Origin of the sequence: Pseudomonas sp. COW5, from assembly GCF_026240005.1 — a bacterium.
Lineage (GTDB): Bacteria > Pseudomonadota > Gammaproteobacteria > Pseudomonadales > Pseudomonadaceae > Aquipseudomonas > Aquipseudomonas kribbensis.
Window position 1 is genome coordinate 2,623,791 of record NZ_JAPHVP010000001.1, and the last position, 20,991, is coordinate 2,644,781.

23 protein-coding genes and 1 other RNA gene are annotated in these 20,991 nt (G+C 61.2%); 15 read left to right on the forward strand and 9 right to left on the reverse strand.

Features of this window, described 5'->3' with window-relative positions; translation table 11 throughout:
• Positions 1-20: 20 nt before the first annotated feature.
• On the reverse strand, positions 21-806 hold the full coding sequence (locus OQ248_RS11885) for a transporter substrate-binding domain-containing protein (RefSeq protein ID WP_265812923.1): 786 nt from the start codon (positions 804-806) through the stop codon (positions 21-23).
• Positions 807-1,062: 256 nt separating this feature from the next.
• On the opposite strand from OQ248_RS11885, the gene OQ248_RS11890 reads away from it, so the two are divergent.
• The 6 genes from OQ248_RS11890 to OQ248_RS11915 all read left to right on the forward strand — a co-directional run bounded on the left by OQ248_RS11890 (position 1,063) and on the right by OQ248_RS11915 (position 8,403).
• Positions 1,063-1,770: an FCD domain-containing protein gene (locus tag OQ248_RS11890; RefSeq protein ID WP_265812924.1), complete on the forward strand. Its 708-nt coding sequence runs from the start codon at positions 1,063-1,065 to the stop codon at positions 1,768-1,770.
• A 120-nt stretch (positions 1,771-1,890) separates the two neighbouring features.
• Positions 1,891-2,220, forward strand: coding sequence for a thioredoxin TrxA (gene trxA, locus OQ248_RS11895; protein WP_003206727.1), 330 nt, complete (start codon positions 1,891-1,893; stop codon positions 2,218-2,220).
• 250 nt (positions 2,221-2,470) lie between these two features.
• A complete protein-coding gene (rho, locus tag OQ248_RS11900) occupies positions 2,471-3,730 on the forward strand; it encodes a transcription termination factor Rho (RefSeq protein WP_007951825.1) in 1,260 nt (419 codons plus the stop codon).
• Positions 3,731-3,901: 171 nt separating this feature from the next.
• Positions 3,902-5,899: an acyltransferase family protein gene (locus OQ248_RS11905; RefSeq protein ID WP_265812925.1), complete on the forward strand. Its 1,998-nt coding sequence runs from the start codon at positions 3,902-3,904 to the stop codon at positions 5,897-5,899.
• 69 nt (positions 5,900-5,968) lie between these two features.
• Positions 5,969-7,435: a 4-hydroxy-3-polyprenylbenzoate decarboxylase gene (ubiD, locus tag OQ248_RS11910; protein ID WP_265812926.1), complete on the forward strand. Its 1,467-nt coding sequence runs from the start codon at positions 5,969-5,971 to the stop codon at positions 7,433-7,435.
• Positions 7,435-8,403, forward strand: a complete 969-nt coding sequence (locus OQ248_RS11915) for a CDP-6-deoxy-delta-3,4-glucoseen reductase (protein WP_085708962.1) — start codon at positions 7,435-7,437, stop codon at positions 8,401-8,403. The genes ubiD and OQ248_RS11915 overlap by 1 nt, the downstream gene beginning before the upstream one ends.
• 16 nt (positions 8,404-8,419) lie before the next feature.
• On the opposite strand, the gene OQ248_RS11920 is transcribed toward OQ248_RS11915, so the two are convergent.
• Complete coding sequence (locus tag OQ248_RS11920) at positions 8,420-8,896, reverse strand: sn-glycerol-3-phosphate transporter (protein WP_265812927.1); 477 nt, start codon at positions 8,894-8,896, stop codon at positions 8,420-8,422.
• A gap of 355 nt (positions 8,897-9,251) precedes the next feature.
• On the opposite strand from OQ248_RS11920, the gene OQ248_RS11925 reads away from it, so the two are divergent.
• The gene (locus OQ248_RS11925; protein WP_085708964.1) at positions 9,252-9,920 is read left to right on the forward strand and encodes a gamma-glutamylcyclotransferase; all 669 of its coding nucleotides are present in this window, start codon (positions 9,252-9,254) and stop codon (positions 9,918-9,920) included.
• On the opposite strand, the gene glpT is transcribed toward OQ248_RS11925, so the two are convergent.
• Positions 9,896-11,245, reverse strand: coding sequence for a glycerol-3-phosphate transporter (glpT, locus tag OQ248_RS11930; protein WP_085708965.1), 1,350 nt, complete (start codon positions 11,243-11,245; stop codon positions 9,896-9,898). The genes OQ248_RS11925 and glpT overlap by 25 nt on opposite strands.
• Before the next feature lie 225 nt (positions 11,246-11,470).
• On the opposite strand from glpT, the gene OQ248_RS11935 reads away from it, so the two are divergent.
• Positions 11,471-12,103, forward strand: a complete 633-nt coding sequence (locus tag OQ248_RS11935; RefSeq protein ID WP_265812928.1) for a flagellar basal body-associated protein FliL — start codon at positions 11,471-11,473, stop codon at positions 12,101-12,103.
• A 15-nt stretch (positions 12,104-12,118) separates the two neighbouring features.
• Here OQ248_RS11935 and OQ248_RS11940 read toward each other — a convergent pair whose 3' ends face one another.
• Positions 12,119-13,096, reverse strand: a complete 978-nt coding sequence (locus OQ248_RS11940) for an NADPH:quinone oxidoreductase family protein (RefSeq protein ID WP_265812929.1) — start codon at positions 13,094-13,096, stop codon at positions 12,119-12,121.
• Positions 13,097-13,246: 150 nt separating this feature from the next.
• Here OQ248_RS11940 and OQ248_RS11945 point away from each other — a divergent pair, with 150 nt between their 5' ends.
• Positions 13,247-13,654: a flagellar basal body-associated protein FliL gene (locus OQ248_RS11945; RefSeq protein WP_065259922.1), complete on the forward strand. Its 408-nt coding sequence runs from the start codon at positions 13,247-13,249 to the stop codon at positions 13,652-13,654.
• Between the two features lie 45 nt (positions 13,655-13,699).
• Here the strand turns inward: OQ248_RS11945 and OQ248_RS11950 are convergent, their stop codons facing one another.
• Entirely contained in the window at positions 13,700-14,149 is a 450-nt protein-coding gene (locus OQ248_RS11950) for an EVE domain-containing protein (RefSeq protein ID WP_265812930.1), read from the reverse strand.
• Between the two features lie 197 nt (positions 14,150-14,346).
• Between OQ248_RS11950 and OQ248_RS11955 the strand changes: the two genes are divergently transcribed.
• Positions 14,347-14,502 (forward strand): hypothetical protein, encoded by a 156-nt coding sequence (locus OQ248_RS11955; RefSeq protein WP_007911192.1) that lies wholly within the window; start codon positions 14,347-14,349, stop codon positions 14,500-14,502.
• 37 nt (positions 14,503-14,539) lie between these two features.
• Here OQ248_RS11955 and OQ248_RS11960 read toward each other — a convergent pair whose 3' ends face one another.
• The 4 genes from OQ248_RS11960 to OQ248_RS11975 all read right to left on the reverse strand — a co-directional run bounded on the left by OQ248_RS11960 (position 14,540) and on the right by OQ248_RS11975 (position 15,958).
• Positions 14,540-15,145 (reverse strand): 5-formyltetrahydrofolate cyclo-ligase, encoded by a 606-nt coding sequence (locus OQ248_RS11960; protein ID WP_134828460.1) that lies wholly within the window; start codon positions 15,143-15,145, stop codon positions 14,540-14,542.
• A gap of 80 nt (positions 15,146-15,225) precedes the next feature.
• Positions 15,226-15,404, reverse strand: a non-coding RNA gene (gene ssrS / locus OQ248_RS11965) — 6S RNA.
• Positions 15,405-15,434: 30 nt separating this feature from the next.
• Positions 15,435-15,752, reverse strand: coding sequence for a cell division protein ZapA (locus OQ248_RS11970; protein WP_007967943.1), 318 nt, complete (start codon positions 15,750-15,752; stop codon positions 15,435-15,437).
• Complete coding sequence (locus tag OQ248_RS11975; RefSeq protein ID WP_007940359.1) at positions 15,749-15,958, reverse strand: TIGR02449 family protein; 210 nt, start codon at positions 15,956-15,958, stop codon at positions 15,749-15,751. Before OQ248_RS11975 ends, OQ248_RS11970 begins: the two co-directional genes overlap by 4 nt.
• A 125-nt stretch (positions 15,959-16,083) precedes the next feature.
• Between OQ248_RS11975 and OQ248_RS11980 the strand changes: the two genes are divergently transcribed.
• Genes OQ248_RS11980 through OQ248_RS12000 form a run of 5 tightly spaced genes read left to right on the forward strand, consistent with a single transcriptional unit; the run spans position 16,084 to position 20,895 of the window.
• Entirely contained in the window at positions 16,084-16,644 is a 561-nt protein-coding gene (locus OQ248_RS11980; protein WP_085708970.1) for a YecA family protein, read from the forward strand.
• 27 nt (positions 16,645-16,671) lie between these two features.
• The gene (gene pepP / locus OQ248_RS11985; protein ID WP_039765352.1) at positions 16,672-18,006 is read left to right on the forward strand and encodes a Xaa-Pro aminopeptidase; all 1,335 of its coding nucleotides are present in this window, start codon (positions 16,672-16,674) and stop codon (positions 18,004-18,006) included.
• Complete coding sequence (gene ubiH, locus OQ248_RS11990; RefSeq protein WP_085708972.1) at positions 18,003-19,190, forward strand: 2-octaprenyl-6-methoxyphenyl hydroxylase; 1,188 nt, start codon at positions 18,003-18,005, stop codon at positions 19,188-19,190. Before pepP ends, ubiH begins: the two co-directional genes overlap by 4 nt.
• Positions 19,183-19,668: a DUF4442 domain-containing protein gene (locus OQ248_RS11995; protein ID WP_265812931.1), complete on the forward strand. Its 486-nt coding sequence runs from the start codon at positions 19,183-19,185 to the stop codon at positions 19,666-19,668. Before ubiH ends, OQ248_RS11995 begins: the two co-directional genes overlap by 8 nt.
• A 9-nt stretch (positions 19,669-19,677) precedes the next feature.
• Positions 19,678-20,895, forward strand: coding sequence for a 2-octaprenyl-3-methyl-6-methoxy-1,4-benzoquinol hydroxylase (locus tag OQ248_RS12000; RefSeq protein WP_265815090.1), 1,218 nt, complete (start codon positions 19,678-19,680; stop codon positions 20,893-20,895).
• Positions 20,896-20,991: the final 96 nt, after the last annotated feature.

Consider the following 20,991-nt stretch of genomic DNA (forward strand, 5'->3'; position numbering starts at 1 on the left):
AAAGTCTCCCGCGTCGCCGGTCAGAGGTCGGCCGGCAGCGGCTCTTTGAGCCAGGTCTGCGCGTTCTTTTCCAGCGCGCCGTCAGCCTTGGCGCTGGCCAGGATCTCGTTGACCTTGCCCAGCAACGCCGGCTCGTTCTTGTTCACGCCGACGTAGACCGGCGAATCCTTGAGCTTCACTTTCAGCGCCGGTACGCGCTTCGGGCTCTTTTCGCTGATTGCGACCATCACCACGTTGCCGCTGGCGATCAGATCGACCTGGCCTGCGAGGTAGGCGGCGATGGTCGAATTGTTGTCTTCGAAGCGCTTGATGGTCACGCCTTCGGGGGCGACCTTGGTCAGTTCGATGTCTTCGATGGCGCCACGGGTGACGCTGATGGTCTTGCCCTTGAGGTCGTCCAGGCTGCTGACGGCTGCGTCTGGCGGGCCGAACACAGCGAGGTAGAACGGCGCATAGGCGCGGGAGAAGTCGATGACCTTCTCGCGTTCAGGATTTTTGCCAAGGCTGGAAATCACCAGATCGACCTTGCCGGTGGTGAGGAACGGGATGCGGTTGGTGCTGTTGACCGGGGTCAGCTCGAGTTTGACCTTGAGCTGGTCGGCCAGCAGCTTCGCGGTGTCGATATCGAGGCCGCGCGGCTTCATGTCCGGGCCGACCGAGCCAAAGGGCGGGAAGTCCTGAGGCACGGCGACTTTCAAGGTGCCGCGTTTGACCACGTCGTCCAGACCGTCGGCATGGGCGGGGGCCTGGCTCAGCATCAGACCGGCAAACAGGGCGGCGAGGAGGGCGCTGTAACGCTTCGACATGGACAATCTCCGGATCGGCGGGAAGTGAAATCTGCGATCGGACAGAGCACGGGCCGTGCCAAGCCAGCGGTCTGGCCCCGCAAAGCCACGGGTTTGGCGGGTTTGTTCGGTCTTACTGGTCTGAACAGTCAGGTCGGGTTTCGCACTGCGATAGCGCATCGATGCGCACTGTCGAACCCCACTGGGGCACGACTTGCCTGATGTCTCGAATAGCATTACAACTGGCCGCACCTTGGCCTGGTCCGTCTGGAAAACCATGAACTCGATCTCCCGCGCGGTACCCGAAGTGGCGCTGCAAGCGATCCGCAAACTGATTACCGAGCAGGGTTTCGGCCCCGGCGATGCGCTGCCCTCGCAACGGGATCTGGCGGTGCAGCTGGGGGTCAGCCGGGCGTCGTTGCGCGAAGCGTTGTCGTCTTTGAGTGCGCTGGGCGTCGTCAGCATCCAGCCGGGCAAGGGCGTATTCGTGCAGTCGCCGGTGGAGTTGCCGCGCGGGGAGGGCGCGCCGGCCTGGCCGTTCGCAGCCCAGGCCTCGCCGCTGGAAATCTTTCAGCTGCGCTATGCGCTGGAAGGTTTTGCGGCCGGCTTGGCGGCGGTGACGCTGAGCACGTTCGATCTGGACGAGCTGGAAGACAATGTCGCCGCCATGCGCGAGCAACTGCGAGCCGGCGACTTCGAGGCGGCGGCGAAACTGGACTTCGAATTCCACCAGCGGATCCTGCGGGCCAGCGGCAATCAGGCGATGCTGAGCATCCTCACCGCCAGCGCCGACATCTTTCTGGAGAGCCAGAAGCTACCGTTCATCCGCGCCGAACGGGCCATGGAAACCTGGCAGGAACACCGCAAGATCCTCCGCGCCCTGGCCCGCCGGGCCTCTGCAGCCGCGCAGAAAGCCATGCAGGAACACGTGCGCAACGCGGCACTGCGCACCGGAATTTCCTTCATCGCCCCCGCCGGCGCGTGACTTGAGCTATACCCAAACTCATCGAGTGCCATAGCAAGACTCAATCATCTGCGGCTTCCTGAACAAGGGAAGGGCGGCTATGATGGGCCACGTTTTTTTGCTTACAACCTGGAGAATTCCATGAGCAGCGATCTGATCAAACACGTTAGCGACGCTAGCTTCGAAGCCGACGTACTCAAGGCCGAAGGCGCTGTCCTGGTCGACTACTGGGCTGAATGGTGCGGCCCTTGCAAAATGATCGCTCCGGTTCTGGACGAGATTGCAGAGACTTACAAAGGCAAACTGACCGTTGCCAAGCTGAACATCGACGAAAACCAGGAAACCCCGGCCAAGCACGGCGTACGTGGTATTCCTACCCTGATGCTGTTCAAGAACGGCAACGTAGAAGCGACCAAGGTCGGCGCTCTGTCGAAGTCGCAACTGGCTGCTTTCCTCGACGCCAACATCTAAGCGTCGCGGTAAAGATTGTCCTCAAAAAGCCCCGCAAATTGCGGGGCTTTTTGCGTATTCAGGGCTAGACGCTCCGAAACTCAGGTGATACATTCGGCCCCGCACTGGTTTCTCCACTGCCCCCTGCTAGCCGTCGCCGACGCACTCCTTTTCGAACAAGTACGCGATCCTGTCGCCTTCTCCGCGGCGCGGCCTCATTAAGCCAAAAGCTTAATTTCCCCCCCTCCATAAATGATTACGTCATTCCTATATGAATCTGACTGAACTCAAGCAAAAGCCGATTACCGAACTGCTCGAATTGGCCGAACAGATGGGCATAGAAAATATGGCCCGTTCGCGCAAGCAGGACGTGATTTTCTCCCTGCTGAAAAAGCACGCTAAAAGCGGTGAGGAAATCTCCGGTGATGGCGTGCTGGAGATTCTCCAGGACGGCTTCGGCTTCCTGCGCTCCGCTGACGCTTCCTACCTCGCCGGCCCTGACGACATCTACGTCTCGCCGAGCCAGATCCGCCGTTTCAACCTGCGCACCGGTGACACCATCGTTGGCAAGATCCGGCCGCCGAAGGAAGGCGAGCGTTATTTCGCCCTGCTCAAGGTCGACACGATCAACTTCGATCGTCCTGAGAACGCGAAGAACAAGATTCTCTTCGAGAACCTGACCCCGCTGTTCCCGAACGTGCGCATGAAGATGGAAGCCGGCAACGGTTCCACCGAAGACCTGACCGGTCGTGTGATCGACCTTTGCGCCCCGATCGGCAAAGGCCAGCGTGGTCTGATCGTTGCACCGCCGAAAGCCGGTAAAACGATCATGCTGCAGAACATCGCAGCGAACATTGCCCGTAACAACCCTGAAGTTCACCTGATCGTGCTGTTGATCGACGAACGTCCGGAAGAAGTGACCGAAATGCAGCGCACCGTGCGCGGCGAAGTGGTTGCCTCGACCTTCGACGAGCCGCCGACCCGTCACGTGCAGGTTGCTGAAATGGTGATCGAGAAGGCCAAGCGCCTGGTCGAACACAAGAAGGACGTGGTGATCCTGCTCGACTCCATCACCCGTCTGGCCCGTGCCTACAACACCGTGATCCCGAGCTCCGGCAAGGTGCTGACCGGTGGTGTCGATGCCCACGCCCTGGAGAAGCCGAAGCGTTTCTTCGGTGCTGCGCGCAACATCGAAGAAGGCGGCTCGCTGACCATTATCGCCACCGCGCTGGTTGAAACCGGCTCGAAGATGGACGAAGTGATCTACGAAGAGTTCAAGGGTACCGGCAACATGGAACTGCCTCTGGACCGTCGCATCGCCGAGAAACGTGTGTTCCCGGCCATCAACATCAACAAGTCCGGCACTCGCCGTGAAGAGTTGCTGACCGCCGACGACGAACTGCAGCGCATGTGGATCCTGCGCAAGCTGCTGCATCCGATGGACGAAGTGGCGGCCATCGAGTTCCTGGTCGACAAGCTGAAAACGACCAAGACCAACGACGAATTCTTCCTGTCGATGAAGCGCAAGTAACATCGTCGGTCGAGTCTGAAAATGGCGTCCCTCAGGGGGCGCCATTTTTTTGCCCGTTTTTTGTCCGGGCTTTGGGAGGTTTGCGATCTGGTAAGGTCAGTGTGTTGGCAAAACAACAGGCAGCCCCCGCGGCTGTACAAAAAATAACCATCTGATTGGCATCAAGGATTTATGAGCACTCTCGCTTATCGAAGGGATATCGACGGCTTGCGCGCAGTCGCAGTGATTGCCGTGGTGCTGTTCCACTTTGGCGTCCCGGGATTCACCGGCGGATTTGTCGGTGTGGACGTGTTTTTCGTGATTTCCGGCTACCTGATTACCTCGATCATCTGGAACCAGCGCCAGGCCGGGCGCTTCAGCTTCGTCGAGTTCTGGGCCCGGCGTGCCCGGCGGATCCTGCCGGCGCTGTTTGCAATGATCATCGCGGTACTGGCGGTGGGCTGGTTCCTGCTGGCACCCAAGGACTACGAGGAACTCGGGCGCTCGGTGCGTTACCAGGTGACCTTCGTTTCGAACATTCTGTTCATGCGTCAGGACGGCTATTTCGACGTCGCGTCGGATCTCAAGCCGCTGCTGCACACCTGGTCGCTGGCGGTGGAAGAGCAGTTCTACATCCTTTTCCCGCTGTTGCTGACCTTGCTGTCGAGCCGACTGAAACACTGGCGACTGGCGCTGTCCGGCGTATTGCTGCTGTCCTTCGGGCTGAGCGTTTGGGCGGTCCAGCATTATCCGGAGAAGGCGTTCTTCCTGTTGCCGATGCGGGCGTGGGAGTTGCTGGCCGGTGCGATGCTTGCCGTCGCGCCGCGACATTCATGGCGCCTCAAACCGATGGCCGCGCAGTGGCTGAGCCTGCTCGGTATGACGCTGATCCTGCTGGCCGTCTTCGGGTACGACAAACGCACGCCATTTCCCGGTGTCGCCGCGCTGCTGCCGGTGCTGGGCGTGGTGGCGCTGATCCTGGCCAACGGTCATCGAGAGACGCTGATCGGTCAATTCCTGAGCAGTCGGGTGATGGTCGGCCTCGGCCTGATTTCCTATTCCTGGTACTTGTGGCATTGGCCGGTGTTTGTGTTTTCCAGCTATGCCAGCGTCGAGGAGCCGGGTGCACTGGACATCGCAGGGTTGATCCTGTTGACGCTGGTGCTGGGTTACCTTTCATGGAAGTTCGTCGAAACGCCGTTCCGCGAGCGTCGCCTGCTGGCCGGGCGTCGACAGGTTCTGCTCGCCGGTTTCTGCGGCATCCTGGTGCTCGGACTGGCCGGGCAAGCCCTGCGCTGGACCGATGGCTTGCCGTCGCGTCTGTCCGAACAGGCGCTGCAATACGCCAAGGGCCACGAGTGGCGGCCGGAGCTGATGGCGTGCCTGACGGATGACAAGGCACCGGACGACAAGTTGTTCTGCCATTACGGCGTGGAAAACCTGCCAGCCCAGGCAATGGTTTGGGGCGACAGCCACGCTACAGCATTCATTCCAGTGCTGGAGGACGGTGCGCAAGCCCATGGCGTCAGCGTGATCCTCGCCAGCTCTGCCGGTTGTATTCCGGTCGAAGGGCTGGAAACCGATGCGGCCTGCACGCATTTCAATCGGCGTGTCGAGCAGCGGTTGAGCGCGCAACGTCTCAGCGATGTGGTGCTGGTCGCACGTTGGAGCCTCTATCTGTATGGCGACGGCAAAGGCGATCTCGATCATGCGCTCAGAAAACCGGACGGCAAATACGACCGGGCCGTCGCTGAGCAACGCCTGGCCGAAGGCCTGCGCGCGCAGCTTGCTCAATTGCGCGAGGGCGGGCATCGGGTCTGGCTGGTGAAAGAGGCGCCATTGCAGCCGTTCAGCCCGCCGTATCGCCTGACACGCCTTGCAATGCTGGGCCATCCGGTGGATAGCGTCGGTCTGGCCATCGGCGAGCATGACAAGCGCCAGGCATTCATCAGCCGCTTGTTCGCCCGACTGGCGCAGGATCCGATGGTGCGGGTGATCGATCCGGCGCCACGGCTGTGCGATGAAAACGGTCTGTGTCGAGCCGAGCTCGACGGCTATTCGCTGTACAAGGATGACAATCACCTGTCGGAAGTCGGCGCGCGATTCGTGGCGCCGATCCTCGAACCGCTGTTTGTCAGCCTGCAGGCCGGCAAAAATCCGGGTAACGGCCAGGTGAATGCAGCCAAGTAAGCAGTGACGGGCTGCCAGCGACCGGCATAGCAGGTAGGATGTACGCCTATTTTGAGGGTGCCATCGTCAATGAAATTCAAGGATCTTCGGGATTTCGTGCAGCAGCTTGAGCAGCGCGGAGAGTTGAAACGCATCCAGATTCCCGTCTCGCCGGTGCTGGAAATGACTGAAGTGTGCGACCGCACACTGCGGGCCAAGGGCCCGGCGCTGCTGTTCGAGAAACCCACCGGCTACGACATTCCGGTGCTCGGTAACCTGTTCGGCACCCCCGAACGGGTCGCCATGGGCATGGGCGCCGAGTCCGTCAGCGAACTGCGCGAGATCGGCAAGCTGCTGGCGTTCCTCAAGGAGCCGGAGCCGCCGAAGGGCTTGAAGGACGCGTGGTCGAAGCTGCCGATCTTCCGCAAGATCATTGCGATGGCGCCGAAAGTCGTCAAAGACGCCCCGTGCCAGGAAGTGGTCATCGAAGGCGATGACGTCGACCTGGCGATGTTGCCGGTGCAGACCTGCTGGCCGGGCGACGTGGCCCCGCTGATCACCTGGGGTCTGACCGTCACCAAGGGCCCGAACAAGGACCGGCAGAACCTCGGCATCTACCGTCAGCAAGTGATCGGCCGCAACAAGGTCATCATGCGCTGGCTCAGCCACCGTGGCGGTGCGCTGGATTTCCGTGAGTGGTGCGAGAAGCATCCGGGCCAGCCATTCCCGGTGTCCGTAGCCCTCGGCGCGGATCCGGCAACCATTCTCGGCGCCGTCACCCCGGTGCCGGACAGCCTCTCCGAATACGCCTTTGCCGGTCTGCTGCGCGACAGCCGCACCGAACTGGTCAAGTGCCGTGGCAACGACCTGCAAGTGCCGGCCACCGCCGAAATCATCCTTGAAGGTGTGATCCATCCGGGCGAGATGGCCGACGAAGGTCCGTACGGAGACCACACCGGCTACTACAACGAAGTCGACAGCTTTCCGGTGTTCACCGTCGAGCGCATCACTCACCGGATCAAACCGATCTACCACAGCACCTACACCGGCCGTCCGCCGGATGAGCCGGCGATTCTCGGTGTGGCGCTGAACGAAGTGTTCGTACCGATCCTGCAGAAGCAGTTCCCGGAGATCACCGACTTCTACCTGCCGCCGGAAGGCTGCTCGTACCGCATGGCCGTGGTGACGATGAAGAAGTCGTATCCGGGCCACGCCAAGCGCGTGATGCTGGGTGTCTGGTCGTTTTTGCGACAGTTCATGTACACCAAGTTCGTTATCGTCACCGACGACGATATCAACGCGCGGGACTGGAACGACGTGATCTGGGCCATCACCACGCGCATGGACCCCAAGCGCGACACGGTGATGATCGACAACACGCCGATCGACTACCTCGACTTCGCTTCACCGGTGTCGGGTATTGGCTCGAAGATGGGCCTGGACGCCACTCACAAGTGGCCGGGCGAAACCACTCGCGAATGGGGCCGCGTCATCGTCAAGGACGATGCCGTCACCCAACGGATCGATGCCATCTGGAATCAGTTAGGAATAGATTGATGCGTGTAACCCTGCAGCCCTCCGGAGCGGTGCTCGAGATACGGCCCGGAGAGCGGATTCTCGATGGTGCGCGGCGCCTGGGCTACGAATGCCCGCAAAGCTGCCGCAACGGCAATTGTCATGTATGCGCAGCGTTGCTGGTGGAAGGCCGGGTCGAACAGGCCGGCAAGGTGCACGACCACGGCGAGTTCTACACTTGCATAGCGCAGCCGCTGGAAGACTGCATCCTGCTGTGGGATGGCGTGCTCGCGCTGGGAGAACTGCCGGTGCGCAGCCTGTCGTGTCAGGTCATCGAATGCCGGGACGTCGGTGGCGATACCTGGCGCGTGCGCCTGCGGGCGCCGGCCGGCAAGCCGCCGCGTTATCACGCCGGTCAGTACCTGATGATCGAGCGCGAGAGCGGTGAGAAATCAGCCTTTTCCATGGCCTCGGCGCCCCACGGCGGGCGAGACCTGGAAATCCATGTGCTGGCGCGCGAAGCCAGTGCCCTCAGCCTGATCGAGCAGTTGCAGCGCAATTCGATGGTGCGGGTCGAATTGCCGTTCGGCGACACTCACCTCGCGGAATTACCGGACGGGCCGCTGGTGTTGATCGCCGCCGGCACCGGCATGGGTCAGATTCACAGTCTGATCGAACATTGCCGGGCCAACGGCTTCAAGCATCCGGTGCATTTGTACTGGGGCGTGCGTCGTCCGGAAGATTTCTACGAAATCGAACATTGGGACGAATGGCTGAAGCTGCCCAACCTGTTCCTGCACAAGGTCGTCAGCGACCAGTGCGGCTGGGAAGGGCGCTGCGGGATGTTGCATGAGGCGGTGTGCGAGGACTTCCCGGATCTGAAATCGCTGCATGTCTACGCCAGTGGTTCGCCGGCGATGGTATACGGCACGCTGGATGCGCTGGTGGAAGCCGGGATGGATGCCCACCAGATGCGCGCCGACGTGTTTGCGTATGCGCCGCGCTCTTGAGCCTGCCTGAGTCGCTTTAGAAGCGTACGCCCGTCGTCACCATGGCCGCATTGGCGCCGAGAAACACCAGCTCGGCGCCCAGCGGGCCATAGTGGGTGCCGACCGACGGAATGATCACCGGTGCAACGCCGAAGTGATTGAGCGGGATCTTGTTCTTGTAGTCACCCCGATAGCCCTGAAGCAACCCGCCCGTGAGTTTCACGTACACCGGATAATCGGCGCTCTCGAAGCGTTTGCCGGCATAGGCGTAATTGGAGCGCTGACTGAACGAGTTACGGAAAGTTGCCCCGCCAAATACCCAGCCGGAAGCCTGATTGCGTTCAATGCCGATCAAGTCCTGATGATTATTGTGTTCGGGGTCGGGTGAGTAATGTTTGGTGTAGACACTGGTTTGTGCGTACCAGAAACCTTTGTCTTCTTGCGAGTCATCGGCGGCCACTGCCTGGCCGGTCTGAATCAATAACAGTGCGGCCAAAAGCCTGGTTGTGTTCATCGTGCAGCCTCGGTTGAACGGGTTGGCTTGCGCCAGAGGAAAGCCGTTTTACGCAGGCGATCAGCGACGGTAAATATGGGAAGTCCGAAATTTTAGTAGGAAAAATCCCGGGACTTCATGAACGAATCCTGAACGAAGAGAGGGCTTAACGATATTTCATTCGGGTATTTAAGATATCTGCGCAATGGTATTAGGCTATATCAAACAAGATAGCCCTCGCGGAAAACCCCGAATTAGCGCTATCAAAGGTGTCATACATCCTTTAGCACTTTTCGTTTTACAGTTACTGCTATATGTTCTATCAAGCGAATTGTGCTTACATCTTGTAATACTTGCGGGGCCGAACACTTCCGTCATGACAGCCATAGAATCTGCTTTTCTGAATCTGGCTTACCCTCCGCGGCTCGATCTGGGTCCGCAGCTGACTCACGAACAACTTCTCGCTTCCATGCAATCGACCATGGCACGCCACAAGGGCGGACCGGTGTGGCTGTTCGCGTATGGTTCGCTGATCTGGCGGCCGGAGTGTTCGGCGGTGGAGCGGGTCCGCGGGCGGGTGCATGGCTACCATCGCGGCTTGTACCTGTGGTCCCATGAACATCGCGGCACGCCGGAAATGCCGGGGCTGGTATTCGGTCTGGATCGCGGTGGTTCGTGCAGCGGCTTTGCCTACCGGTTGCCGGAAGACAACCTCGACAGTGCGCTGTATGCGCTGTGGAAGCGCGAGATGCCGTTTCCGTCCTATCGCCCGCACTGGCTCAACTGCCGTCTCGAAGATGGCAGCCAGGTTCAGGCCTTGGGATTCGTGTTGGAGCGACACCTGCCCAGCTATGCCGGCAATCTGCCGGATCACGTGCTGAGCCAGGTGTTCGAAAGCGCTTGCGGGCGTTACGGCACCACTCGCGATTATGTCGAGCAGACCGCCCACGCCCTGCGCAGCCACGCCATGCCAGACCGGAATCTGGAGGCGCGGCTCAAGCGCTGCAAGTCAAAAGCCGATCAGGCGACTGCTTCGCGGCTCTGACTGGCGACTTGCTTGTGCCACAGGGTCGGGGCCAGGAAGGCCATCGACAGCAGGCAAGCGCCCACCAGCAGCACGAAACCGCCATCCCAGCCGAAGTGGTCCACGGTGTAGCCCATCGCTGCACTGGCCGCGACCGAACCACCCAGATAACCGAACAGACCGGTGAAGCCTGCGGCCGTGCCGGCGGCTTTCTTCGGTGCCAGTTCCAGCGCCTGCAGACCGATCAGCATCACCGGGCCGTAGATCAGGAAGCCGATGGAGAACAGCGCGATCATGTCGATGGTCGGGTTGCCGGCCGGGTTCAGCCAGTAAACCAGGGTCGCCACGGTCACCAGGGCCATGAACACCATGCCGGTCAGGCCACGGTTGCCACGGAAGATCTTGTCCGACATCCAGCCACACAGCAGCGTGCCCGGAATGCCCGCCCACTCATAGAAGAAGTACGCCCACGAAGTCTTGTCGACGTCGAAGTGCTTGGCTTCCTTGAGGTAGGTCGGCGCCCAGTCCAGTACGCCGTAGCGCAGCAGGTAGACGAACACGTTGGCCATGGCGATGTACCAGAGCATTTTGTTGCGCAGCACGTATTTGACGAAGATTTCCTTGGCGCTGAATTCGTCTTCGTGGCTGGCGTCGTAGCCTTCCGGGTAGTCGTTCTTGTACTTCTCGATCGGCGGCAGGCCGACCGATTGCGGGGTGTCGCGCATGGTGATGAAGGCAAACGCCGCCACCGCCAGGGCTACCGCCGCCGGTACATAGAACGCGGCGTGCCAGTCGTTGAACAGGCCCATGCCGATCAGGAACAGCGGGCCGATCAGACCGCCGCCGACGTTGTGCGCCACGTTCCACACGGACACCACGCCGCCGCGCTCCTTCTGCGACCACCAGTGCACCATGGTCCGTCCGCTCGGCGGCCAGCCCATGCCCTGGGCCCAGCCGTTGATGAACAGCAGGATGAACATCATGGTCACGCTGGACGTTGCCCAAGGTGCGAAACCGAAAATGAACATCACCCCCGCCGAAACCAGCAGGCCGAACGGCAGGAAGTAGCGCGGGTTGGAACGGTCGGAGACCAGGCCCATGAGGAACTTGGACAAACCGTAGGCAATGGCGATGGCCGACATCGCCAGACCCAGTTCGCCACGGGTGTAACCCTCGTCGATCAGGTACGGCATGGCCAGCGAGAAGTTTTTGCGCAGCAGGTAGTAACCTGCATAGCCAAAGAAGATACCGGCGAAGATCTGCCAGCGCAGGCGTCGGTAAGTACTGTCTATTTTTTCTTCAGGCAATGGAGCCTGATGTGCGGCAGGTCGAAAGAAAGCAAACATTCAAGAGCTCCAGATTTCTTGTTTTGACTGCGGATGCGAATGTTACAGTTTCGTTACCGAAAATAGCACCGGTTCCCATCGGCAAAACAGCGGAAAATGTTGGAAGTCGCACGTTCTTTTACGAACCTGTCGCTCTGCTGTAAGAACAGGGCGTTTTCACCACTTATGAACATGGGCTGGCATAGACTCGCGATCCGTCGACCGACTGATCAGCAGAGATGAATGATGGCTTTGAAGGTTCGCATGCTCATGCGCCGATTATTGGCGGCGGCAGTTATCGCCGTTGCGGCGCTGGGATTGATTTATGCCGATCACCCTGCCCAGTCCGGGTTGCGCAATGCCACGGTGCTGATCATCCGTCATGCGGAAAAGCCGACGGAAGGATCGGTGCTCAATGCCCGGGGCGAAGAGCGGGCCCGCGCCTATGCCGACTATTTCAATCCATTGAAGCTCGACGGCCAGACGCTGACCCCGGAACGGCTGATTGCCGCCGGCGACACTCCCGAGAGCTCCCGCTCACGTTTGACCCTGACGCCGCTGGCCGAGCGTCTGAACCTGTCTATCGAGCAGCCTTACATCAACGGCGACGTGCATGAACTGGTCAAGCTGTTGCGCAAAAGCAATCAGGCGCCGGTCATCCTGATCGCCTGGCATCACGGGCGCATCAACAAGCTGATTGGCGCGTTCGGTGGCGACAGCACGGCGCTGATGGGCCAGAAGAAATGGCCGGACGAGGTTTACGACTGGATGCTCGTGCTGCGCTTCGATGACAAGGGCCGGATTATCAAGTCTGATAGCCGGAAGGTTCTGGAGCACCTGCTGCCGGGCGATGCTGTGGATTCTCCCGGCAACAAATGATGGCTCCGAGGTGCTTCAGCGCACCTGCACCACAACCTTGCCCACCGCCTTGCGCTGCCCAAGATCATTGATCGCTTGTGCCGCCTCACTCAGCGGATAGACCTGCGACACCAGCGGCTTCAGCTTGCCCTCCGCGAACCAACCGAACAGTTGCTGGAAGTTCGCTGCGTTGTCCTGTGGCTGGCGCTGGGCGAAAGAGCCCCAGAACACACCGAGCACCGCTGCGCCCTTGAGCAGGGCGAGGTTGACCGGCAGTTCGGGGATGCGTCCGCTGGCGAAACCGACCACCAGCAGGCGGCCGTTCCAGGCGATGGCGCGAATGGCCTGGTCGAACAGATCGCCGCCGACCGGGTCGTAGATCACGTCGGCGCCCTGGCCGTCGGTCAGGCGTTTGATTTCGTCCTTGAGGCTGGTTTCGCTGTAGTTGATCAATTCGTCTGCACCGGCAGCTTTGGCCACGGCGAGTTTCTCGGCGCTGCTGGCGGCGGCGATAACCCGGGCGCCCATGGCTTTGCCGATCTCCACGGCTGCGAGCCCGACGCCGCCGGAGGCACCGAGCACCAGCAGGGTTTCCCCCGGTTGCAGGTTGCCGCGCTGTTTGAGGGCGTGCATCGAGGTGCCGTAGGTCATGCTGAACGCGGCGGCGGTGTTGAAATCCATCGATGGTGGAATCGGCAGCACGTTATAGCCCGGCACAGCGACCTGCTCGGCAAAGCTGCCCCAGCCGGTCAGGGCCATGACTCGGTCGCCGACTTTCAAGTGACTGATCTTTTCGCCGACTTCGCGGACCACGCCAGCCGCTTCGCCACCCGGCGAGAACGGGAAGGGCGGCTTGAACTGGTACTTGCCCTCGATGATCAGCGTGTCCGGAAAGTTGACCCCGGCGGCGTGCACGCCCAGCAGGATTTCATTCTTCTTCGCGACAGGACTGGCGACGTCTTCCAGCACCAGCGATTCGGCAGGGCCGAAGGCTTTGCACAGCACGGCTTTCATCAGGGCTATTCCTTTGGGAGTGATGGCCGATAAGTGTAGGTGTGGCAGTCAACGGGTCAACGAGCATGCCCGGCCCTGATAGTCCGCCATAAGCTTGTGCTTGCGCGGCGGGTCGTTATGCTAGGCCGCAAACCGGATAAGGAGCGAATTGTGAAAGCGTGGATCATGTTGTTGCTGGCCCTGTCTCTGCCTGTGGCAGCGCTGGCCGAAGAAGCCAAAGAAGGCGAGGCGCCGAAGGTCAACTACATCACCCTGAGCCCGCCGTTCGTGGGCAACTACGGGTTGGACGGCACGCCGAAGCTCAAGGTTTACAAGGCCGACGTGGCGTTGCGGGTGACCGGCGACGAGGCGACCAAACTGGTCAAGGCCAACGAGCCGCTGATCCGCAATCAGCTGGTGGCGCTGTTCACTCAGCAGACCACCGACGCGATGGGCAGCATCGAAGGCAAGGAAAAGCTGCGTCAGGAAGCCCTGAAGCAGACCCAGCAAGTGATGAATGACGAGACCGGCAAGCCGGTGGTTGAAGATCTGTTGTTCAACAACCTGATCATTCAGTAAGGCTGGACCCGCAGGAGTCGGCTTCCGGCTCCTGCGAAGACGCGGTCAACGCAACGCGATAACCGCCGCCCACTGCTCGGCCGTCACCGGCATCACCGACAGCCGCGAGCCCTTCTGCACCAGTGGCATCTCGGCCAGCGCGGTCTGCTGCTTCAGATAATCCAGCTTCAACACCCGGGCAAACGTCTCGACATGGGCGACATCGATCGCACTCCAGGCGTTTTTCTCCGGCGTGGCTTTGGGGTCGAAATAATGGCTCTCCGGTTCCAGTGCGGTGGGATCCGGGTACGCGGCTTCGATGATCCTGCCGATTCCGGCGATACCCGGCTCCGGGCAGCTGGAATGGTAGAAAAAGAACTCGTCCCCCACCGCCATGGCCCGCAGGAAATTGCGCGCCTGGTAGTTGCGCACCCCGTCCCAGCGCGCCTTGCCGAGTTTTTCCAGACCCTTGATCGAGAGTTCGTCGGGCTCGGATTTCATCAGCCAGTAGGCCATGGTGGTTGCTCCTGAAACGGTCATTGGGCAGGTTGTCGGGCAATTTTATGACAAACCGACAGTCGGTTGACGCCAGCATTTGCGCAGAGGTTCACGTTGTCGCAAAATGCCGGCCTTTAAAGCTTGACGCTGCTGCACGGCCTACGAATGGAAACCGCTGCTGTCATCGTGATGATGTGCCTTGAGGGGGGCAATCGATGAAACGCAAACCGGATTTGCTGTGGACTTTGGTGATTTTGTTCGGCCTTGGCGTCGTGACCACCGGTTATGCGCAAAGTCTGTGGGCCAACAAGGCTGATGCTCCGATTGAAGTGGCGCAACAAGTACAGCAGTCGACAGCGTTCAAACGCTGATCCCGTCTTCCCGACGCCGCTGATTCCCTCGCGGCGTCTACCCTGCGAAATACCACGCCTTGTCGGTCACCGTTCCCTGTAACGGTACATCCCAGCTGGCCTGCGCCAGTCGTTCGACTTTCTGACATTCATGGGCCAGTCCCAGCAGCGTCGGCTTGCGCCAGTTCTGGCGGCGAGCCAGGTACGCGAGGCTGCGGTCGTAGAATCCGCCGCCCATCCCCAGGCGTCCGCCGACATCGTCAAATCCCACCAATGGCAACAACACCAGATCCAGTGCCCAGATCTTGCGCTGACGGGCGACATTGACCCGAGGTTCGAGAATACGAAAACGGTTGGGCCGCAGCTTTTCGCCGGGGCGGATCTGCTGAAAGACCATTTTGGTCCGCGGCCAGGCACTCAACACCGGCAGATAGGTTTTTTTGCCGCGACGCTGGGCGGCACGCAGCAACAGGCGCGGGTCGATTTCACCGTCGGTGGGCAGGTACAGGGAAATGTGTTTCGCCCGGCGAAAGTGCGGGTCCTGCGCGAGTTGTTTGTACAGACCTTCGGCGGCCGCGCGTTGCTGACTTGGCGTCAGGGAGCGGCGGGCCTTGCGCAGCAGGCGGCGCAGTTGGGGACGGGGCAGCAGCGCGGGTTCGGTCATGGTCGGCTTCGGCAGGGTGGGGACGAAAACGTACGCATAAAAAATCCGATGCCGGCATGCACCGGCATCGGATTCGAATCAGGCTCCCCGGATGAGCCGCTGTCGACTTAGCCCTTGAACCCGAGAGTTCAAGGTGGAGGATGCAGTAGGCTTTAAGGCTTTCCGTCTGGCGGACATGCACACCAGCCCAACGTGCAACCCCCAGGGTAGTGCAAATCGGCTCAGGGACATCGTCAACTGGCAAGCACCCCAGGGAGTGCGGCGAGTATACCTCAAGCGGCCTGGCGAATCAGCCCTTGCTGATGTCCGGATCGTCGGCGAGCACCAGATCGACACGATCGAGCAAGTCACGCACCTGTTCACGGGTCGAGCCGCTGGCCTGGATGTCCGGGCGCTCTTCTTTGTGCAAGAGATCGTGGGTGATGTTCAGGGCGGCCATCACGGCGATGCGGTCGGCGCCGATGACTTTGCCGCTGCTGCGGATCTCGCGCATCTTGCCGTCCAGGTAACGCGCGGCACTGACCAGATTGCTGCGTTCTTCCTGGGGACAGATGATCGAATATTCTTTGTCGAGGATCTGCACGGTAACGCTATTGCTTGAACTCATGAGTCTTGCTCCAGGGCCTTGAGGCGCGAAATCATCGACTCGACCTTACGCCGGGCGATTTCGTTTTTTTCAATGAGGTGCGCGCGTTCCTCGCGCCAGGTCTTTTCCTGAGCTAGTAAGAGTGCGTTTTGACTCTTTAGTTGCTCGACCCGAGTAATCAGCAGTTCGAGTCTGGCCATCAGCGCTTGCAGGTCGGTGTCTTCCATTGTGTCCACTGATTCGGTCTGATGGGTTTGGCTGGGGGACAGCCTTTAATGGTCTTGGCGAGTCTGTCGATGTAGGATACAAGGCCTTCATTCTAGACATAGCGCCGTCTGGCGCCTAGCTGCCCATGCCCATTCAGAATTCTCCGTACCAAGCCTTCGCCACCCTGCTGACTGCCAGCGGTCACAACGTCTCGCCTGCCGAACTGCATGGCCTGCTGCTCGGCCGCAGCTGCGCCGGTGCCGGCTTCAATGCCGAAGAGTGGCTGATCGACGCCGCCGAGCTGCTCGAAAGCGAGCCGCAGGACAACGTTCGCAACGCGCTCATCGGCCTGCAGGAAATGGTCAAGGGCGAGCTCACCGGCGACGACGTGACCGTCGTGCTGCTGTTGCCGACCGACGACGTGCCGCTGGCCGATCGCGCCGCCGCACTGGGCGAATGGTGCCAGGGCTTCCTCACCGGTTTCGGCCTGAACTGCCGCGACAGCAGCATGCTGAGCACCGAAGCCACCGAGGTGTTGCAGGATCTGGCAGCGATCTCCCAGGTGCAAGATGCACTGGAAGAATCCGAAGACGGCGAAAGCGACTACATGGAAGTCATGGAGTACCTGCGTGTAGCGCCGCTGCTGCTGTTCTCCGAAACCAAGAAAGCCGACGTGCCGCCAGCCGCCAAGCCGTCGCTGCACTGATCGCGTGCCAGGGAAAGCCATCTGCCCATGATCCATATCCCGAAAGCGGAATACGCCCGTCGCCGCAAGGCACTCATGGCGCAGATGGAACCCAACAGCATCGCCATCCTGCCCGCCGCCGCGGTTGCCATTCGCAACCGTGACGTCGAGCACGTCTACCGCCAGGACAGCGACTTCCAGTACCTGAGCGGTTTCCCCGAGCCGCAGGCGGTCATCGTTTTGATGCCCGGTCGCGAGCACGGGGAATACGTGCTGTTCTGCCGTGAACGCAATGCCGAGCGCGAACTCTGGGACGGCCTGCGCGCCGGCCAGGAAGGCGCGATTCGCGACTTTGGCGCCGACGACGCCTTCCCCATCACCGACATCGACGACATCCTGCCGGGCCTGATCGAAGGCCGCGACCGGGTGTATTCGGCCATGGGCAGCAACCCGGAATTCGACCGTCACCTGATGGACTGGATCAACGTGATCCGCTCCAAGGCGCACCTCGGCGCCCAGCCGCCGAACGAATTCGTTGCCCTGGATCACCTGCTGCATGACATGCGCCTGTATAAATCGGCGGCAGAAGTGAAGGTGATGCGCGAAGCGGCGCGGATTTCCGCCCAGGCCCACATCCGCGCGATGCAGGCCAGCCGTGCCGGCCTCTACGAATACAGCCTCGAAGCCGAGCTGGATTACGAGTTCCGTAAGGGCGGGGCGAAGATGCCGGCCTACGGCTCGATCGTCGCTGCCGGGCGCAACAGCTGCATCCTGCATTACCAGCAGAATGACGCGCTGCTCAAGGACGGTGACCTGGTGCTGATCGACGCCGGTTGCGAAATTGACTGCTACGCCAGTGACATCACTCGTACGTGGCCGGTCAACGGCAAGTTTTCCGCCGAGCAGAAAGCGATCTACGAATTGGTGTTGGCCTCGCAGGAAGCCGCGTTCGCCGAAATCGCCCCGAACAAGCACTGGAACCAGGCGCACGAAGCCACGGTTCGGGTCATCACCACCGGACTGGTGAAGCTGGGGTTGTTGCAGGGCGAGGTGGACGAGTTGATCGCCTCCGAGGCCTACAAGGCGTTTTACATGCACCGCGCCGGTCACTGGCTGGGCATGGATGTGCATGACGTTGGCGAGTACAAGGTCGGCGGCGAATGGCGGGTGCTGGAAGTCGGCATGGCGCTGACCGTGGAGCCGGGCATCTACATCGCCCCGGACAATCAGAACGTAGCGAAGAAATGGCGCGGCATTGGCGTGCGCATCGAGGACGACGTGGTAGTGACCAAGAGCGGTTGTGAAATCCTGACCGGCGGTGTGCCGAAAACCGTCGCCGAGATCGAAGCCCTGATGGCGCAAGCACGGACCTGCGCGGCATGAGTCGGGTCAATCTGGCAATCATCGGTGGTGGCCTGGTCGGCGCCAGTCTGGCGTTGGCCTTGCAGGCCGGAGCCAAGGCCCGGGGCTGGAAGATCGTGCTGATCGAACCGTTCGCCCCCGGCGACAGCTGGCAGCCGAGCTACGACGCACGTTCGTCGGCGCTGTCCTTCGGCTCGCGGCAGATTTATCAGCGGCTGGGCGTGTGGCAGGAAATCTCCCGCCGCGCCGAGCCGATCAAGCAGATTCACGTGTCCGACCGTGGACGTTTTTCCACCGCCCGGCTGTCGGCGATGGAAGAGGGCGTACCGGCGCTCGGCTATGTCGTGGAAAACGCTTGGCTCGGTCATAGCCTGTGGCAACACCTCGACAAAGACGTGATCAGTTGGCGCTGCCCGGCGGAAGTCATCCGCATGGAACCGCTGCCGGACGGCTATCGCCTGACCCTCAACGATGAGACCACGGTCGAATGTGATCTGGCGGTGCTCGCCGATGGCGGCCGTTCCGGTCTGCGCGAGCAACTGGGCATCAACGTGCGCAAGCGCCCGTACAACCAGAGCGCGCTGATCGCCAACATCACCCCGAGCGAAGCGCACAACGGCATGGCTTTCGAGCGCTTCACCGACGAAGGCCCGATGGCGCTGCTGCCGCTGCCGGAAAACCGCTGCGCGCTGGTCTGGACCCGTCTGGGGATGGACGCGCAACGTCTGGCGGACCTGAGTGATCGTGATTTCCTCAGCGAGCTGCAAGGTGTGTTCGGCTATCGCCTCGGTACTTTGAAACAGGTCGGCGCGCGGCATCTGTATCCGCTGTCGCTGGTGGAGGCCGAAGAGCAGGTGCGTTCGCATCTGGCCGTGCTCGGCAACGCCGCCCATAGTCTGCACCCGATTGCCGGACAGGGTTTCAACCTGTCCCTGCGCGATGCCGATGCCTTGGCCGCCGCGCTGCTGGCCAGCGACAAACCACTGGGGGATTTCGCCACGCTGCAGGCCTATCGCGAGCGTCAGCGCCTCGATCAGGACCTCACCGTAGGCTTCTCCGATCAGGTCACGCGCCTGTTCGGCAGTACTCAGCCGCTGGTGTCGCTGGGCCGCAACATCGGCCTGCTCGGCCTCGATCTGCTGCCGCCGGCCAAACGCTGGTTCGCCCGTCAGGCCATGGGGCTGGGGACGCGGCCGGATGCGTGAGTGGCTGATCAAACAGTTTGGCAAGGCGCGGCTGATGCGCTGGATCATGACGTTCTACCCGCCGTACTTCGGCGCCGGTGTCCGGGTGAAGCACATCAGCGATGACTTTCGTGACATCCAGGTCGCGATGGGCCTGGGCTGGTACAACCGCAATTACGTCGGCACCCAGTTCGGCGGCAGTCTGTATTCGATGGTCGATCCGTTCTTCATGTTGATGCTCATGGAGAACCTCGGATCGAAGTACATCGTCTGGGACAAGGCTGCCGACATTGATTTCATTGCGCCGGGCAAAGGCCCGGTGTTCGCCCGGTTCAACATCGACGACACCCTGCTCGACGAAATTCGTCGGCAGACCGCCAATGGCGAGAAATACCTGCCGCAGTTGCAGGTCGACATTCATGACGGCGCCGGCAACCTGGTGGCGCGGGTCGGTAAAACCCTTTACGTGCGGCTCAAGCCGCAAGCGAGACAGGCTTAAAGCATGGAAATGCGCGCAGATGTGCTGATTGTCGGAGCCGGAATGGTCGGCAGCGCCCTGGCGCTGGCGTTGCAGGACAGCGGGCTGGAAGTCTTGCTGCTCGACGGCAGCCCGCTGAGCGTCAAACCCTTCAATGGCGATGCGCCGTTCGAGCCGCGAGTCAGTGCGCTGTCGGCAGCCAGTCAGCGGATCCTTGATCGCCTCGGCGTGTGGGACGGCATCGTCAACCGACGCAGCAGCCCCTACACCGACATGCACGTCTGGGATGGCAGCGGCACCGGGCAGATCCATTTCTCGGCCAGCAGTGTGCACGCCGAGGTGCTCGGCCACATTGTCGAAAACCGTGTGGTGCAGGATGCCTTGCTCGACCGTTTGCACGATTGCGATCTGGGCCTGCTGGCCAATGCGCGGCTGGAGCAGATGCGCCGCTCCGGTGACGACTGGCTGCTGACCCTGGCTGACGGTCGCACCCTGCGCGCGCCGCTGGTGATTGCGGCGGACGGTGCCAATTCCGCCGTGCGTCGTCTGACCGGCGTCGTCACTCGCGAGTGGGATTATCTGCATCACGCCATCGTCACCAGCGTGCGCAGCAGCAAACCGCACCGCATGACGGCGTGGCAACGTTTCACCGATCACGGGCCGCTGGCGTTTCTGCCGCTGGAGCGTGACGGTCAGCAGGACTGGTGCTCGATCGTCTGGTCGACCACGCCGAGCGAAGCCGAACGGCTGATGGCGCTGGATGAAGCGGATTTCTGCCGTGAACTGGAGCGCGCCTTCGAAGGTTGCCTCGGCGACGTCATCAGCGCCGACCCGCGTCTGTGCGTACCGCTGCGTCAGCGTCACGCCAAGCGCTACGTGGCCGAAGGCCTGGCGCTGATCGGCGATGCGGCGCACACCATTCACCCGCTGGCGGGACAGGGCGTGAACCTTGGCTTCCTCGATGCCGCCGTGCTGGCGGAAGTGCTGCTGCAAGCCAACGAGCGCGGCGAACGCCTGGCGGACGTGAAAGTGCTGAGCCGCTACGAGCGCCGACGCATGCCGCACAACCTGGCGCTGATGGCGGCGATGGAAGGCTTCGAACGGTTGTTCCAGGCCGATCCGCTGCCGCTGCGCTGGTTGCGCAACACCGGACTGAAAATCGTCGAGCAGATGCCTGAGGCCAAAGCGCTGTTCGTACGCGAAGCATTGGGGCTGACCGGGGACCTTCCAGTCTTGGCTAAACCTTAGTTCTCTGTTGAGACTGACTGCCCCTTCGCGGGCAAGCCCGCTCCCACAGTATTCAGTGTGAAACTCCAATTTTGAGTACGCCCGGAACCCTGTGGG

Coding starts and splice junctions, on each gene's coding strand:
- OQ248_RS11960 (WP_134828460.1), bottom strand. CDS start 15,145: ATGACCGAACCCGCGCTGCTGCCCCGTCCCCAACTGCGCCGCCTGCTG.
- OQ248_RS11980 (WP_085708970.1), top strand. CDS start 16,084: ATGCCCATTCAGAATTCTCCGTACCAAGCCTTCGCCACCCTGCTGACT.
- OQ248_RS11885 (WP_265812923.1), bottom strand. CDS start 806: ATGTCGAAGCGTTACAGCGCCCTCCTCGCCGCCCTGTTTGCCGGTCTG.
- OQ248_RS11915 (WP_085708962.1), top strand. CDS start 7,435: ATGCGTGTAACCCTGCAGCCCTCCGGAGCGGTGCTCGAGATACGGCCC.
- OQ248_RS11970 (WP_007967943.1), bottom strand. CDS start 15,752: ATGAGTTCAAGCAATAGCGTTACCGTGCAGATCCTCGACAAAGAATAT.
- OQ248_RS11995 (WP_265812931.1), top strand. CDS start 19,183: ATGCGTGAGTGGCTGATCAAACAGTTTGGCAAGGCGCGGCTGATGCGC.
- OQ248_RS11920 (WP_265812927.1), bottom strand. CDS start 8,896: ATGAACACAACCAGGCTTTTGGCCGCACTGTTATTGATTCAGACCGGC.
- OQ248_RS11890 (WP_265812924.1), top strand. CDS start 1,063: ATGAACTCGATCTCCCGCGCGGTACCCGAAGTGGCGCTGCAAGCGATC.
- OQ248_RS11975 (WP_007940359.1), bottom strand. CDS start 15,958: ATGGAAGACACCGACCTGCAAGCGCTGATGGCCAGACTCGAACTGCTG.
- OQ248_RS11935 (WP_265812928.1), top strand. CDS start 11,471: ATGGCTTTGAAGGTTCGCATGCTCATGCGCCGATTATTGGCGGCGGCA.
- trxA (WP_003206727.1), top strand. CDS start 1,891: ATGAGCAGCGATCTGATCAAACACGTTAGCGACGCTAGCTTCGAAGCC.
- OQ248_RS11950 (WP_265812930.1), bottom strand. CDS start 14,149: ATGGCCTACTGGCTGATGAAATCCGAGCCCGACGAACTCTCGATCAAG.
- pepP (WP_039765352.1), top strand. CDS start 16,672: ATGATCCATATCCCGAAAGCGGAATACGCCCGTCGCCGCAAGGCACTC.
- OQ248_RS11940 (WP_265812929.1), bottom strand. CDS start 13,096: ATGAAAGCCGTGCTGTGCAAAGCCTTCGGCCCTGCCGAATCGCTGGTG.
- rho (WP_007951825.1), top strand. CDS start 2,471: ATGAATCTGACTGAACTCAAGCAAAAGCCGATTACCGAACTGCTCGAA.
- ubiH (WP_085708972.1), top strand. CDS start 18,003: ATGAGTCGGGTCAATCTGGCAATCATCGGTGGTGGCCTGGTCGGCGCC.
- OQ248_RS12000 (WP_265815090.1), top strand. CDS start 19,678: ATGCGCGCAGATGTGCTGATTGTCGGAGCCGGAATGGTCGGCAGCGCC.
- OQ248_RS11925 (WP_085708964.1), top strand. CDS start 9,252: ATGACAGCCATAGAATCTGCTTTTCTGAATCTGGCTTACCCTCCGCGG.
- ubiD (WP_265812926.1), top strand. CDS start 5,969: ATGAAATTCAAGGATCTTCGGGATTTCGTGCAGCAGCTTGAGCAGCGC.
- OQ248_RS11905 (WP_265812925.1), top strand. CDS start 3,902: ATGAGCACTCTCGCTTATCGAAGGGATATCGACGGCTTGCGCGCAGTC.
- OQ248_RS11955 (WP_007911192.1), top strand. CDS start 14,347: ATGAAACGCAAACCGGATTTGCTGTGGACTTTGGTGATTTTGTTCGGC.
- glpT (WP_085708965.1), bottom strand. CDS start 11,245: ATGTTTGCTTTCTTTCGACCTGCCGCACATCAGGCTCCATTGCCTGAA.